Here is a 14,893-nt window from a genome sequence, read left to right as displayed (position 1 = left end):
ATTAGTGGTTGGTGTTGAATTCGGAAGAATTAATGAGCACCCAGAACAGATTACCTAAATGTGATTCACGGGTTGTATTCGTATAGGAATCAAAACTCTGCTTGACTACCTTCAGTTCGGCGTCCCGCGCGTGACGGCCCAGAGCGGCAATAAAGACAGTATCGATCTGTTCGTCGGAACTCATAAAGGGAGAGCTAAGAATAGATGCCAGCATCAGGTTTCCCTGTTTCGTTGTCAGTTCATTAACAAACGAGCCATTCATTAATGTCAGTGCCTGCGAAATAGATCGCTCCGCGCTGAATGAGTTTTCGATGTAAAAGCGAGATGCGAACTCGCTCCGCTGGCTGCGTTCAGAACCGCCGCTTCCGACATCGCTGCGTTCCGAGGGCAGGCTCGCCGCCGTCAGCAGGCTGTCATATAACTGCTCACCTGTGAGTCCACGTACGGTGGCTCTGGTGATTCTGAAGGGACCAGGCGCATCTGGGTCAGGCTTTGATCCTTTATTGGTACTTTGGGGTGAGGATGACAGGCGATAAGCGTTGGAGCTGACAATCCCCTCGGTCATCATATCCAGGTCGTAACCGCTGGCGATGAATGCGGCAGACAGATCATTCAGCAGCTGGGCGCGCTCACCAGTTTGAACCTCATCGCGACTGAGATCATCAACGGGTTCAATGATGGCTTCCCCGAAGTAATGTGCCCAGAGGCGATTGACGGCGTTCTTTGCCAGCAGCTGTTCTTCATTCGCTCTCATCCAGTCAACCAGTATCAGACGCAGCGAAACGGAATCCAGTTTTTGAGGCCATTCAATTTTTGTTTTTGTCAGCAATGCGGGTTCATATTCCTTTTTGGTATCGGGAATGCGAACTTTAGGAGGTTGTGACTTCTCATTTGTATGGGGTTGTGCAAAAAACGCCGCCGTCTGCCAGAACTGCTCACGAGTCCAGCGGGAAAATGGATGGTCGTGACACTGGGCACAGTCCAGATTGATTCCCAGAAATGCACGGGTAGCACTGGCCGCCAGATTCTCCGGCTTGGACAGGTTGGCATCATAAAATCCAACAGGCGTCGTGCTCGCCTGGACATTGTTGTCATGGTCCAGCGTGAGGATTTCTACCACCAGCTCGTCGTAGCGAGTCCCTTTCTGCAGGCGGTGGACCAGCCAACGCTCAAAGTCAGCGGTGATGGTGTCGAACTCGGGTGTATCGGCCTGTGGGACCCACGCACGTCGCCAGAATGTCGCCATATTTCGATAATACACTCCCGAATGCAGCAGGCGATCAATTGCCTCGATACGTCTGGATTCTGAAGTGTTACTCAGATAATCATGCACTTCGACGATTGTAGGAATGCGGCCGGCCAGATCCAGAGTGACGCGTCGCAGGAATTCCGCATCGTCGGCAAATTGACTCTGATTGGTAGTATCGCTTCCCAGACGCTGGTCGATCAAACGGGAAATGACGAGCGGGCTGACATCCGCTGCGTGGCTGGAAGTCGCAGTGGTCACCACGAGGAATAGAAACAACCAGACAGGTAGCAATCGCATCATGGGTTGGGTTCGGGTATTTTGATCGGCCACAGATACTTCCTGGTGAATTCTCGGCATTGAATGATGAGGTTTGTCTATTTCAAAAATCGTCATGTTCGATCAGATGCCCATCGTCTCGAATTGTCAGGTAGGCGAAGGTCAGTGGATCCAGTTTCGTTCCGAAGAATCGCACACTGCCGTCACAGAACAGTACGTTGCCGCCGTCCTGGTGAAAACTGTAAATGCCGAGCCAGTTGTTACAGTTCACACTGCAGTCCGTGCTGTCTCCCCGTGGTGGTCTTTCACCTGTTTCCGGGTTTACGGCACCAAAGGAAATCGATCCCCAACCCGCCCAGGCACCGCGGGCATTCGGGCTCATGCCGAACTGTCCATCTCCTGGTTTTTTCGACTTATTTCGCCATGCTGCCGGGCGCCCCGCCTGCTCAATCAGGAGCAGGGTATTGGAGAGGCCGTCTGTGATCTTAGATATTGGCTGATCTTCATTGTCGGTCATCGGCTGACGCTGGTTTCCGATTCGGCCTTCTCTTCCCATTGCGTTAATGCCATATCCGTTCCGAGCCATTTGCACGCCATTCGAGGTAATGAAATCGATAGCGGCAGCTTTGCAGGTAAAGACGGTCGCTTTATCCGGATTGAGCGACTTGGTCGAAGCCTGGGACTGAATTTGTACGAATCGCTCAGCAGAACTCGCTGGACAGAGAAAGACGGGCAACTGTGCTTCGACAATCGCCTTGTTTTTGGGATCAAAAAAGTCATAGCGACTGTCATATAGGTTCGCCTGATCCGCCAGCTCCAGGTAGGGCAGAATATAGCCTCCCCAGCCGCCATACGGGTTTCCATCATTAAACCCACTTCGTCGCGGTGGCAGGCCCCGATGTACTTTTTCGTATTGGATAAAGGCAGAGCCCATTTGCCGCAGCCGATCCTGACACGACTGCTCTCGTGCGGTATCCCGCGCCACGAGCATACCCGGCAGCAGCAGGCTCGAGAGCACCAACAGACAGACAGTAAAAACGACGACTTCAAGAGGATTAAGCCAGTCTCGCATAGTTTCTCTCAGAATAAAGGACAGCAGAATAAATCCCTGTTGCGCTTTCAAAAGTTGTTTGACATTAGTTCAAGACCAGAGTCCTGTTAGACTGTGTCCAGTTTTGCAATAGCGTCTCCAGGCCCATTTGGACTGAGTCTCTTAAATAGAGAGACGCGATGCTTAAATATGATGCGCTCTAGAAATCCTGGTTGATAATTTCTCCACCGTTGATTGTAATCAACGCGAACAGAACATTGGCGTCGATGGATTCAGACAGCATGTGTACCGAACCATCAACAAACGAAGCATGCGCTCCCCCCGTATGAAAACTGTAAATCCCCTGGCTGTTATTACAGTTAATGGAACAGGTTCCCCCCGGTCCGTCTCTTGTGACTGCGTCCGAGCCAAAGACCTGTACCTGAAATACCTGGTAGGAAGGCCAGGACCCCCAGCTGGTTGCCTGACTCAGCCCGGCATTGGAAGCCTGTTTTATGCCACGAATATAGTAGTCCGCGCGGCCTGCCTGTTCGGTGATGAGCATGGTATTGGTTGTGCCATCGGTAATATCGCGAAATCGGCGTGTTCTAGGCAGGTCATCCATGGCTGTAATCTGATTGTTCCCGCTTAACGACGCCACACCATATTCATCCGAACGAAAACTGTTCGGACCGAAATAGTCACCTGCGATGCCTTCGGATGTCACCCCACTCTGAATGACTGTGATTAATCTTGGTCCTGGAGCAGATGGGCACATGAAAACAGCAAGCGGAACTCGAATGTTTTCTTCGTTCTCAGGATCATAAAAATTCTTATTGAAGTCATAACGTCCCTGCAGATTCGCCTGATCCAGATAGGGGAGGATGGAGGGGCCCCAGCCTCGACGATTTCCCGATGACAAAATCCTTCGAGGTGGCATCACTCGAAAAGCCGATTCATAGTTATGTGCGGCCAACGCGATCTGTTTCAGATTGTTCTTGCAACTCATCCGCCGGGCCGCTTCACGCGCCTGCTGCACTGCAGGCAGAAGCAGCGCAATCAGTATGGCAATGATCGCAATCACAACGAGTAATTCGATCAACGTAAACCCCGGGTGTCGTTTTCTTGTGGACGTTCTAGCCACGACGTATTTTCTCCTGTAAAAAGCTGTATGGACTTTTCTGTTGTTACAATTTCTGTAGCAACAGCTGTGCCGAACCACGTTTCGCAAATTCAGGTGAGATATGCCGTTTCTACAGAATGCGTTCGAAGGGCGAGGTGAAAGAATCGCCACTTCGGTCGAAAATATCGACAGGAAGGATGTGCCCGACATACCCAGATACTGTGCCCGACAGTACAATCAGGTCAGAGTCGTCGCCAGAATATAGCTGATCTGCATTAAGCATTACGGCAAATTCAGGCAGTTTGCGAATGCCGGACGCAATTGCTTTCTGCGTCACTCACTCGATTGCGTGATGATACCCGCGACGCAACTGGTGGTTTCTGTTCGGGACGTTTCTTTGTTATATTGCCCTGATGCAAGTCAGAAAAACGTATCTGTTTTATAAGGTGTTACTTTGATGAATCTTCTGATCTCAGGTTTGGTTGGAGGATACCTTTTTTCAACTCCTGTGACCTTTGCTTAAATCACCTTTGAGACCAGTGTAATGCGGGCTAATGTAACGTGATCCAGAAGATCTGAACCAGTAAAAGAGAAACCAGGGACCCCATGAATCAATCAAAACACAAACAACATCGGCACAGTGGCTCGCAAGGGAACGATCACTCTCATAACCATCCCTCTTACTTAAAACGCGCGCATCGTGACTGGCGTACTTATGTCGCCGTGATTCTGATGCTTGCCGGTATGGTTGTCTATGTGATGACCATGGATTTGTCAGAGCAACCCGCCGACACTCCCCCACTGCCGGCACCAATTGAGGCCGGAGAATAGCGGGAAGTCAATATGTTTTCAAAACCTGTCGTGAGCTCAGTTATGCGAAACAGCTTCCATAGATCCAGGTAAGTCTTGGCGTCACGATCCTGGCATTCCGCTCTGGAACGATTGTTGTCACGCAAGCAATTGTGAAAGATACCAGTTATGGTATAACAGCTCTTGGCTGCCAGTCTGTGCGAATTCTCTCTCAACTGCACCATGAGCCCGAAACAAATTCTGGCCTTAACACAAGGAAAAATATGAGCGAACGCAGTTTTCAGACGAGTTTTCCCCCGTTCTCGCCAGAATACCGGGCTTCCGGTGTGCTACTGCATGTTACATCGCTACCTTCGCCGTACGGGATTGGTGATCTGGGTCCGCAGGCGCGGGACTGGGTTGACCGTCTTCAAAAAGCCGGGCAAACCTGGTGGCAAATCTTGCCTCTGGGGCCGACAGGCTACGGAAGTTCGCCATATCAACCCCTGTCTTCGTTCGCCGGCAACTGGCTCCTGGTCAGTCCGGACGATCTGATCGCATAGGGACTGCTGGAGCAAAGCGATACTGCCGGATACTCCTTTTCGCAAACTGCCGTTGACTATGACGCTGTCAACTCGTTCAAACTTCGGCTACTCAAGACTGTCTGGGCACACTTTAACAATGAAGGCGGACACGTTCTCAAGCCCGCCTTTGAGCAGTTCTGTCAGGAAGAGCAGCACTGGCTGGAAGATTATGCCTTATTCCAGGCGCTGCAGAACAAGTACAAGGGTGCGAATTATCTCAACTGGCCGAATGAACTGATCCGACGGGAGCCCGCTGCTCTGGAGCAGGCGAGGCGTACTCTGTCGAATGAAATTGATCAGATTCGTCTGGCACAGTTTCTGTTTTTCCGGCAAGCGAACTGCCTGAAAAAATATGCTCAAAGCAAAGGCATACATCTGATCGGCGATCTGCCGTTTTTTGTTTCTCCCGATTCAAGCGATGTCTGGGCTCATCCGGAACTGTTTCTGCTTGACGAAAAAATGCAGCCGCGATTTATTGCCGGCGTCCCTCCTGATTACTTCAGCGAACATGGTCAACTCTGGGGTAATCCCGTCTATGACTGGGATGCGCTGCGTCAGACTGGCTACCAATGGTGTATCAACCGTGTGCGTGCTTTACTGGTCCATGTAGATTTGATTCGGCTGGACCATTTTCGTGGATTTGCCGCTGCCTGGCATATACAGGCAGGATCTGCGACGGCCTTGTCAGGCGAATGGGTGCCAGGACCTGGCAGTGATTTTTTCAAAGTGGCCCAGCAAGAGCTTGGGGGGCTGCCATTCATTGCAGAGGATCTGGGAATCATCACCCCGGATGTGGGTGCACTTCGCGATCAGTTTCAATTGCCTGGAACACGCGTGCTCCAGTTTGCCTTTGACGGTACAACTGATAATCCCTACCTTCCTCACAACTATGTTTCGAATACCGTTGTGTATACCGGTACGCATGACAATAATACCACGCTCGGGTGGTACGAGACATTGAGCGACGATGAACGAAATGTTGTATGCCAGTCTCTGCGACGTCCCCTGATCGAGAGCAGCGAAGTCACACAAACATTACTGCAACTGGCATGGTCTTCAGTGGCGGCGCTGGCAATTTCTCCCCTGCAGGACTTGCTCAACCTGGGAGAAGCTGCCCGGCTGAACATTCCGGGAAGTGCCGAAGGAAACTGGTGCTGGCGGTGCACGGAAGAAATGCTCTGCCCGTCTGCATTCCAGGCGTTACGGGAGATGACAACAATCTCCCGACGTCTGCCTGCTTTACTGCCAACACTTGATTCCCTGCCTGAACCTGAGGTAACATCTTGAGAGCATCTCAGTAGCTCCATGATCTGGAACAATATCTCTGACTCTACTATGATTACGCGCAATTCGCTCACCCGCGCAAAGATTTCAATACTGGATTAACAAAACCCCGATGGCAGGGCTACACCTCGAACTCGACAAATTTCTCAGGCCGCCTGATGAATTTCACTTCTTAATTTGAGAAACAAAAAGGAATACACTTATGACGACCGGTGACCAGTTACTCTCAGAGTGTACGGCCTGGAAGAACCTCGAGGCTCATTATGAAGAAGTACAGGGTTTGCATCTCAAGACGCTCTTTGCCGACGATCCTTCGCGTGGCGAGCGCCTGGCGGTTGAGGCATTGGGTTTCTATCTCGACTATTCGAAGAATCGAATCACTGATGAGACCTTTCAACTCCTTCTGAATCTGGCAGAGGAAACGGGCTTGCGCGCACACATTGATGCCATGTTTCGGGGAGATAAAATCAATCTCACTGAAAATCGGTCGGTTCTGCATGTGGCGCTGCGGGCACCTGAGGGGGCAAGTATCCTCGTTGACGGTGAAAACGTGGTTCCCCAGGTTCACGCCGTACTGGATAAAATGGTTGATTTCGCGCATCGAGTGCGGAGTGGCGCGTGGCTGGGACATACCGGGCAACAGATCAAAAATATCATCAATATTGGTATCGGCGGATCAGACCTTGGACCAGTGATGGCTTACGAATCATTGCGTCATTACAGCGATCGCAATCTTACTTTCCGGTTTGTTTCCAATGTCGATGGGACTGATCTGGCGGAAGCGACTCGCGACCTTAATCCCGCGGAAACCCTGTTTATTATTTCATCAAAAACATTTACCACAGCAGAAACGATGACCAACGCGCACAGTGCACGCGACTGGTTGCTCGCAGGTCTCGGCGGTGATACAAAGGCAGTAGCTAAGCATTTCGTTGCCGTTTCAACTAATGCAGCGAAAGTATCTGAGTTCGGCATTGACACTGGAAACATGTTTGAATTCTGGGACTGGGTCGGTGGACGCTATTCCATGGACTCGGCAATTGGACTTTCGACGATGCTCGCGATTGGCCCTGATTTTTTTCTGGAGATGCTGGACGGATTCCATCAAATGGACGAGCACTTCCGCACGGCGCCGTTCGAACAAAACTTGCCGGTCCTGTTAGGGTTGTTAACAATCTGGAACACCAACTTTTTGAAAGCACAGACTGTTGCCATTCTCCCTTATGAACAGTATTTGAAACGATTCCCGGCTTACCTGCAGCAATTGACGATGGAAAGCAGCGGTAAACATGTCACTTTGAATGGAGTCCAGGTTGATTACGATACCGGACCGATTTACTGGGGTGAACCTGGCACGAATGGCCAGCATTCATTTTACCAGTTAATTCATCAGGGCACCCGACTCATTCCCTGCGATTTCATTGCGTTCGGACAACCGCTCAATCCACTGGGGCGGCATCACGATATGCTGCTGGCGAACGTTTTTGCTCAAGCGGAAGCTCTCGCCTTTGGCAAAACGTCCGAGCAGGTCAAGGCGGAAGGCACACCGGACTGGCTTGTGCCCCACCGGGTATTTGAGGGCAACCGCCCGTCGAATACGATTCTGATCGAGAAACTCACGCCGGGAACTCTAGGCAAGCTGATTGCGCTCTACGAACATTCGGTTTTTACTCAGGGCGCCCTCTGGAATATCGACTCATTTGATCAGTGGGGTGTCGAACTCGGTAAGGCGCTGGCCCAGCGTATTACCCCAGAGCTTGAAAGCCAGACAGAACCAGAACTCGCGCACGATTCCTCAACGAATTGCCTCATTCGTCGCTACAGGAATCTAAAGAAGAACTGAGAGCTTTCTGAAATTGATCAGTCACAGCGCCTGCAATCGCTGTGAACAGAGAATATAATGAATTTAACTTCAAACTTTTTTAAGGCTATTTCATATGACCCCCTCCGCTAATTCATCAGAGTCTCTGGATGAGCTTTGTGTTAATACGTTACGTCTTCTGTCAGTAGACATGGTACAGAAAGCCGGCTCTGGTCATCCTGGTTTGCCGCTGGGATCTGCTGCCATGGCCTATGCTTTGTGGGACCGCTTTCTCCGCGTTAATCCGGCCGATCCGAACTGGCCCGACCGCGATCGCTTCGTCCTTTCTGCGGGCCACGGTTGCGCTCTACTCTACTCTCTGCTGCATGTCACAGGATATGACCTGTCACTGGATGAACTGAAACAGTTTCGACAATGGGAGAGCAAAACCCCAGGCCATCCGGAGTACGGTATGACACCGGGCGTGGAAGCCACTACCGGACCACTGGGACAGGGATTTGCCAGCGCAGTCGGGATGGCGATTGCTGAGACGCATCTGGCGGCCCGGTTTAACCGCCCCGATCACATCGTCGTGGATCATTTCACATACGTGCTTGCCAGTGACGGAGACCTAATGGAAGGCATTGCGTCTGAAGCGGGTTCCCTGGCCGGACACCTCGGGCTTGGTAAACTGGTCGTATTGTATGCCGACAATCATATCACGATTGAAGGGAATACCGATATTGCGTTCACGGAAGATCGCGGCGCCCGTTTCGAGGCCTTCGGTTGGCACGTCCAGCATGTTGCAGACGGAAACGATCTTGCGTCTGTGACAGAAGCAATCCAGGCAGCGCGGGAACAGACAGACCAGCCTTCGCTGATTGCTGTCAGAACACATATCGGCTATGGCAGCCCGCACAAGCAGGACAGTGCATCCGCTCACGGTGAACCACTGGGAGTGGATGAAGTGCAACTGACTAAAGAACGCCTCGGCTGGCCCGCAGAACCTGCTTTTCATCTCCCCTCGGAGGCCCTGGATCATTTCCGGCAGGCAGTCACCCGCGGGAAGGACTGGCAGGCCGCTTGGGAAGAAAAAATTGCAGCGTACGGTAAAGCACATCCTGATTTGGCTGAAGAGTTCAAACGGATCATGGACGGAACGCTACCTGCAGACTGGGACGCGTCGCTGCCGACTTTCACGGCCGAAAACGGGGCGCTGGCAACCCGTGCCGCATCGGGAAAATGTATTAACGCGATTGCACCACGATTGCCTGAGTTAATGGGGGGCTCCGCCGACCTCGCTCCCAGCACACAGACGTTTATGGATGGCGTGGGTACCTTTCAGTCAAACGAGCGAGCGGGGCGCAACATGCATTTTGGCATCCGCGAGCATTCCATGGGCGCCATCCTGAACGGCATGGCATACCACCAGGGACTGATTCCTTACGGTGCCACTTTCCTGGTATTCAGTGATTATATGCGTCCCCCAATGCGGCTGGCGGCGATAAACGACTTACCGATCATTTACGTTTTCACTCACGACAGCATCGGCATGGGAGAGGATGGTCCGACTCATCAGCCGATCGAACAACTGCTCTGTCTGCGTTCCGTGCCCAATCTGTTTGTCATCCGTCCCGCTGATGCGAATGAGACGGTTGCCGCCTGGCGCGTTGCAGTGGAGCGTCAGAATGGACCAGTGGCGTTGATTTTGACCAGACAGAAACTTCCGATTCTCGACCTGGAACACTATCCCAGTCTTACGTCCGGGGTATCACAGGGGGGGTATGTTCTGGCAGAGGCTGCCGGAAATAGCACACCCGATCTGATCCTTGTGGGCACGGGGTCTGAAGTTCATCTGGCTCTGGAAGCACAGAATCAGCTGGCCAGTGAAGGAGTCCGGGCGCGGGTTGTCAGCCTGCCGTGCTGGGAACTGTTTGCAACCCAACCGGAAACCTATCGGCATCAGGTCGTCGTACCGGGTGTGCCTCTGCTTGCCATTGAAGCTGGTTCAACTTTGGGCTGGGAGACTTATTTCGATTCTCAAACCGCTGCCATTGGAATTACTGGCTTTGGTGCATCAGCGCCAGGAGCGACCGTGATGCGGGAATATGGTTTCACCGTTGAAAATGTCTGCGAGCGGGCGCGTGCTTTGGTGGAGCTATCCAAGGATGAGTAATAATGTTAGTGAGGCGACAGAGGGTCGCGTCTTGAGCGAGTAACGACCTTTCGCGTGCCTGTTTTAGATTAGTGATGTTCCGCCACCGGCTTCTTTCACGATCATCTGAATGAAGTGCAGTTTACGAAGTACGGTGCGCGACATCACGAATGGGTAGAAGTCCTGATGGCCCATGCTGCGCGCGAGTTCGTTCAGAACAGTAGTGAGCTGAACCCACGAGTTCACCAGCAGGATGACTCGATCGGCATCAGGGGCATTCGGGTCGTAAAGATCATTAACAGTGAAGGGCTCGACTGTCTGCTCGACGTCTTCGCCATGCAATCCAAAACGGAGGGCAGTGTCGAGGCTGTCGACTACATGCAGATAGTGTGCCCAGCACTCGGCCCAATCCTCCCATGGATGAGCTGAAGCGTATGTACTGATATGATTTTCGGTCCAGTTTGCAGGAGGACCCTGCTCGTAATTTCGTTTGAGTGCAGCAGAATAGTCTTCTCGTTCATCTCCAAACAATTCACGGTACTGATCCAGCCATGCTGTGTCTGCTACAAGACGATCCCAGTAATAGTGGCCGATTTCGTGACGTAAATGCCCCAGGAGCGTGCGATAAGGCTCATGCATTTCTTTTCGCATTTTCTCACGAATGGAATCTTCTGCTTCTTCGATATTCAACGTGATCAAACCATTGGCATGACCGGTAAGGACACGCGACTTCTGTTCTGTGGATCGTAGAAAATCGAACATGACACCGTGTTCGGGGGACTCGCTCACTCTCGATTCCACCGGTAAGCCCAGATTCAATAATTGCGCGACGAGGCGACGTTTGGCGTTTTCGATTTTGCGCCACCACAGACGATTATCTGCGTCGTCCAGGTTGGGAATTGTGCGGTTCAGTCGGCAGGATTGGCAGAGCGTTACGTCTTCGTTAGCTTGCACCAGCCAGTTACACCCAGCCGGGGAGTCAAAGTTTTTACAACGTTTCCAGATGGTCGGATTCTCGGGAGCCCCGTCAATGACCCAGGTACCAGGGTCTGGTCCTTCTACCAGTGCATGGATTCGTTGTAACGAGGGTGAGTATCCCAGCGGCGATTGACAGCCAAGACAGACACTGTTTTGAAAATAAATGGGACGTCCGCAGCGACAACTGGATGAGCTTCTCAGCTCAGATGGTTCATCCGACTTCCAGACTTCAACCAGACGACTGGTGACCGAATCGTATATATTTCGCATCTGCTGACCTTACGTGCCACGATGGCGCTTACATTGACTTGACCTGAGCGAGGGCCAGTGTCTGGAAGAGATTCACTGCTCTATCGATGTGTGTCTAATGTATGCAGATGAGCTTCGGATTGTAAAGGATCAAGTGGCACTGCAGATACGGCTCAATTGTGAGCCAGTACCAGCTCGAATTTTGCCCTGTTTTCATTATTCCATTAAAAGTAGCTTCGGGATGTTACCTCTGCCAATCGCTACGAGTGCCGGTAGCGAACTCGAACGAGGTCTCGGTGCGATTATTCTCGGTGCGATTATTGTGGTGGGGTTGATTTGAGCAACGCTGTTTGCGCTGCTTGTCATCGTATTACTTTCAGCCTGGAATTTGATGCAATGGTCTGGTTGAAACAGGCATACCTGGAGTAATTTTAATAAGTGATACAGATGTCTTTTATCAGAAATAAAACAACCCAGCATAGGATATACATAAACACGATTAAAGACTGATTCACTCTTGGAACCTCGTAAAATAGTACTTAGAAAGCACCAATTTTACTTCTTAACTTAGCTTTTTACTATAAATTACTTGCATTCAAATATTGGTATGATTACGCTCGTGATAGTTTTGAGACTCAGTATCAACTTTTCCCCGCCGTCGCCAGGAACAGGTTGTGTTTTGTGTTGCCTGAGATTTGTAATCAACAGGACCACTGAGCCCCACCAATAACCTTTCCAGGAGACAATCATGTTTTTCCCTGCGCGCGAACAGCGCAACCGGTCTGCATTCACCTTGATCGAACTACTTGTGGTGATTGCCATTATTGCGATTCTGATCGCTTTGCTTCTACCCGCTGTGCAGCAGGCACGTGAAGCCGCCCGCAGAACACAGTGTAAAAACAATATGAAACAAATCGGCCTGGCCATGCACAACTACATGAGTACCTGGGCTGAATCGATTCCCAATGCGGGGGGGACCCTTTCCGGTTATCCCAACGACCATTCCCCGCTGGCAAAACTGCTGCCTTATGCGGATCAGGCCAATCTGCAGAACCTGGTTGACTTCAATATTCAGATGGGACATCCGGCTCTGGGTGATCTGCCTGTCTCCATGCATGAAGTCGCTAAAACAGTTGTGCCGATGTTCCTGTGTCCCAGTGATCCGGCTCCTGCTGTCAATCATATTCCGACCTATCCCACCGGAACCGTTTATGCGGGTACCAACTATGCCATGAATCAAAGCAGTGGCATTCAGATTCCAGATCCCGGTCAGGTACACCCCATGCGTACCGGCGATGGTCTCTGCTGGGTGGGGGCCAACCTGAAAATGCGAGATATCACCGATGGTACTACCAATACGATCGCCTTTGCTGAATCAACACGTGGGAATGGAGCCCGGACTTCCAATAGTGATCCCATCACGAATCCTCTGCTGTATCGACGGATGGTTTCTTCCGATGTTTATACTGGGTCACAGACTGACTGGGACAGTGGTCGCCTTACCACCTGGTTGCGGGGAACCGTTCCAGAAGGGCCTGTCATGAATGGCTATTATACACCTAACAGTGATACAGCAGACGCCATTAATGGCTCTTCAAAGCTGACCGCTGCCCGCAGCTATCACACTGGCGGAGCGAATGTCGTTCTTTGTGATGGCAGTGTTCGCTTTGTGGGGGATTCCATTGACGTAAACCTCTACCGCGGACTCTGGACTCGCAGTGGAGGAGAAGTCATCGGGGAATTCTGATGAGCTAACGGAAATACCAGTCGTTCACGAACAGATGCAGACCCAGGTTTGCATCTGTTCGCTTTGAATATGAGTTGCTCCATCAGAGATACAATAGAAATTACCCCTGATTTAATCCCTGTTTCCTCTTGAGACTCAATATGTCAGATACAATCACCAACTCGTCAACGGTAGATGAAAATCAAACGGAAACCCAGTCTGCCACAACAGCGAGGCAAGCGAATGCAAAATCGTCAAAAAGCGGCTTATATACGATCGTCTGGCGCTGGCATTTTTATGCAGGGATTCTGTCTGCTCCTATTCTCTGGATGATTACGATCACTGGCGCGATTTATGTCTTCAGTACCGAACTTTCCGAGTGGCGTGACCAGGCATTATTGAATGTTTCACCACAAGAGGAACGAATCAGCTACGATCGCCTCCGCGAGATCGCCTCCAGCCATGCAGCATCAGAAGATCTGGAAGGAATGGTCGTCCGTTCCGATCCGGCGCATTCTGTTTTCTTTCTTGCGCACATCGAAGGGGAGCCCGGCAATCGAGCAGACGATCAGCACCAGCGTATTTTTCTGAATCCCTATGATGGCAGTTTACTGGGAACCCGCATCGCGGAACACGATTTCTTTGCTTTCGTACTCAAGTTACATCGTAACTTGATGCTGGGGACAACGGGCCACATTCTGACGGAACTTGTTACCTGCTGGGGGCTGATTTTGTTAGCAAGTGGCATCTATCTCTGGTGGCCGCGAGGCAAAAAGAATGCAGGAGTCTGGCTGCCGCGGATTAAAGGAAAATTCTATGCAGTGCTCCGCGACTGGCATGCCGTTTCGGGTTTTTACCTGGTACCGCTCATTGGGATTGTCGCCATCACCGGATTGCTTTTCACGCAGATCATGGGAACCGGATTTAACACGACGATCAAGAAAATGGGGCACTGGCCACCAGAATGGTTTCTGACTGCGGAGGCTCCAGCGCCTACACCCGATGCAAAGCCGATGACGCTGGACCAGGTCGTCCCATTATTTATGGAACACAGTCGATCGGCTGAAGACGCTGTCGCCATTCGCTTTGCAGAAAAACCGGAACTGGCGCATAAAGCCTTTTATATGATTGATGACGATAAGAATTCACTGCGTACCGTTTCGGTGAATCAATATACGGGAGAAAAATTCAGTATCCTGGATCCCCCCGATCTGCCTTTTTTGTATCGGGTGCGACTTTGGGCCGTATCGATTCACATGGGTAAAATATTCGGCATGCCCACCAAGATACTGGCGATGATTGCCAGTCTGGGCTTATTGGGATTATCTGTGACAGGCATCTGGATGTGGTGGAAACGCCGTCCTACCGGACGCAGTGGTTTCCCTCGCGCACCACTTCCCCAATCACTGCCCGTCTGGGGATGGGCGCTGATCATTGTGGTAGGAGTACTGCTGCCAGTTGCAGGCGTCTCGATCCTTCTAATCTGTTTACTGGACTGGATCTGTTTTTCACACCTGCGCAGGAAAAACGCAGTCTGAAATTACAAGTCCTGAAACGGAATGTTAGAGGGCATCACATTTAATCATTGTGTCTGCCGATCTATTATCCTCGGTCCAAATGGCCCTGGAGACGCTACGGTAAAACTGGAT

General features: G+C 51.3%; 9 protein-coding genes and 1 pseudogene. 6 read left to right on the top strand and 4 right to left on the bottom strand.

Annotation, left to right across the window (positions count from 1 at the left end; all coding sequences use genetic code 11):
- Window position 1 precedes the first annotated feature (1 nt).
- The 3 genes from ACN0YH_RS13710 to ACN0YH_RS13700 form a co-directional block, all read right to left on the bottom strand.
- On the bottom strand, window positions 2-1,579 hold the full coding sequence (locus ACN0YH_RS13710; RefSeq protein ID WP_417380132.1) for a DUF1549 domain-containing protein: 1,578 nt from the start codon (window positions 1,577-1,579) through the stop codon (window positions 2-4).
- Window positions 1,580-1,628: 49 nt separating this feature from the next.
- Window positions 1,629-2,597, bottom strand: a complete 969-nt coding sequence (locus tag ACN0YH_RS13705) for a DUF1559 domain-containing protein (RefSeq protein ID WP_417380131.1) — start codon at window positions 2,595-2,597, stop codon at window positions 1,629-1,631.
- Between the two features lie 178 nt (window positions 2,598-2,775).
- Window positions 2,776-3,699 carry a DUF1559 domain-containing protein gene (locus tag ACN0YH_RS13700; RefSeq protein ID WP_417380130.1) on the bottom strand — a complete coding sequence of 308 codons (924 nt, stop codon included), beginning with the start codon at window positions 3,697-3,699 and terminating at the stop codon, window positions 2,776-2,778.
- 585 nt (window positions 3,700-4,284) lie between these two features.
- Between ACN0YH_RS13700 and ACN0YH_RS13695 the strand changes: the two genes are divergently transcribed.
- The 4 genes and pseudogenes from ACN0YH_RS13695 (at window position 4,285) to tkt (ending at window position 10,312) form a co-directional block, all read left to right on the top strand.
- Entirely contained in the window at window positions 4,285-4,509 is a 225-nt protein-coding gene (locus ACN0YH_RS13695; protein WP_417380129.1) for a hypothetical protein, read from the top strand.
- Between the two features lie 242 nt (window positions 4,510-4,751).
- Window positions 4,752-6,338: pseudogene (malQ, locus tag ACN0YH_RS13690) on the top strand (4-alpha-glucanotransferase).
- 199 nt (window positions 6,339-6,537) lie between these two features.
- Complete coding sequence (gene pgi / locus ACN0YH_RS13685) at window positions 6,538-8,178, top strand: glucose-6-phosphate isomerase (protein WP_417380128.1); 1,641 nt, start codon at window positions 6,538-6,540, stop codon at window positions 8,176-8,178.
- A gap of 94 nt (window positions 8,179-8,272) precedes the next feature.
- Window positions 8,273-10,312, top strand: a complete 2,040-nt coding sequence (tkt, locus tag ACN0YH_RS13680) for a transketolase (protein WP_417380127.1) — start codon at window positions 8,273-8,275, stop codon at window positions 10,310-10,312.
- A gap of 63 nt (window positions 10,313-10,375) precedes the next feature.
- Here tkt and ACN0YH_RS13675 read toward each other — a convergent pair whose 3' ends face one another.
- Window positions 10,376-11,539 (bottom strand): zinc-binding metallopeptidase family protein, encoded by a 1,164-nt coding sequence (locus tag ACN0YH_RS13675; protein WP_417380126.1) that lies wholly within the window; start codon window positions 11,537-11,539, stop codon window positions 10,376-10,378.
- A gap of 727 nt (window positions 11,540-12,266) precedes the next feature.
- Between ACN0YH_RS13675 and ACN0YH_RS13670 the strand changes: the two genes are divergently transcribed.
- Complete coding sequence (locus tag ACN0YH_RS13670) at window positions 12,267-13,265, top strand: DUF1559 domain-containing protein (protein ID WP_417380125.1); 999 nt, start codon at window positions 12,267-12,269, stop codon at window positions 13,263-13,265.
- A gap of 140 nt (window positions 13,266-13,405) precedes the next feature.
- A complete protein-coding gene (locus ACN0YH_RS13665) occupies window positions 13,406-14,782 on the top strand; it encodes a PepSY-associated TM helix domain-containing protein (RefSeq protein WP_417380124.1) in 1,377 nt (458 codons plus the stop codon).
- Window positions 14,783-14,893: the final 111 nt, after the last annotated feature.

It is taken from the genome of Gimesia sp., from assembly GCF_048262075.1.
Taxonomy (GTDB): Bacteria; Planctomycetota; Planctomycetia; order Planctomycetales; family Planctomycetaceae; genus Gimesia.
The sequence above is the reverse complement of the archived record's forward strand: the minus strand, read 5'-3'. Positions and strand labels throughout refer to the sequence as shown.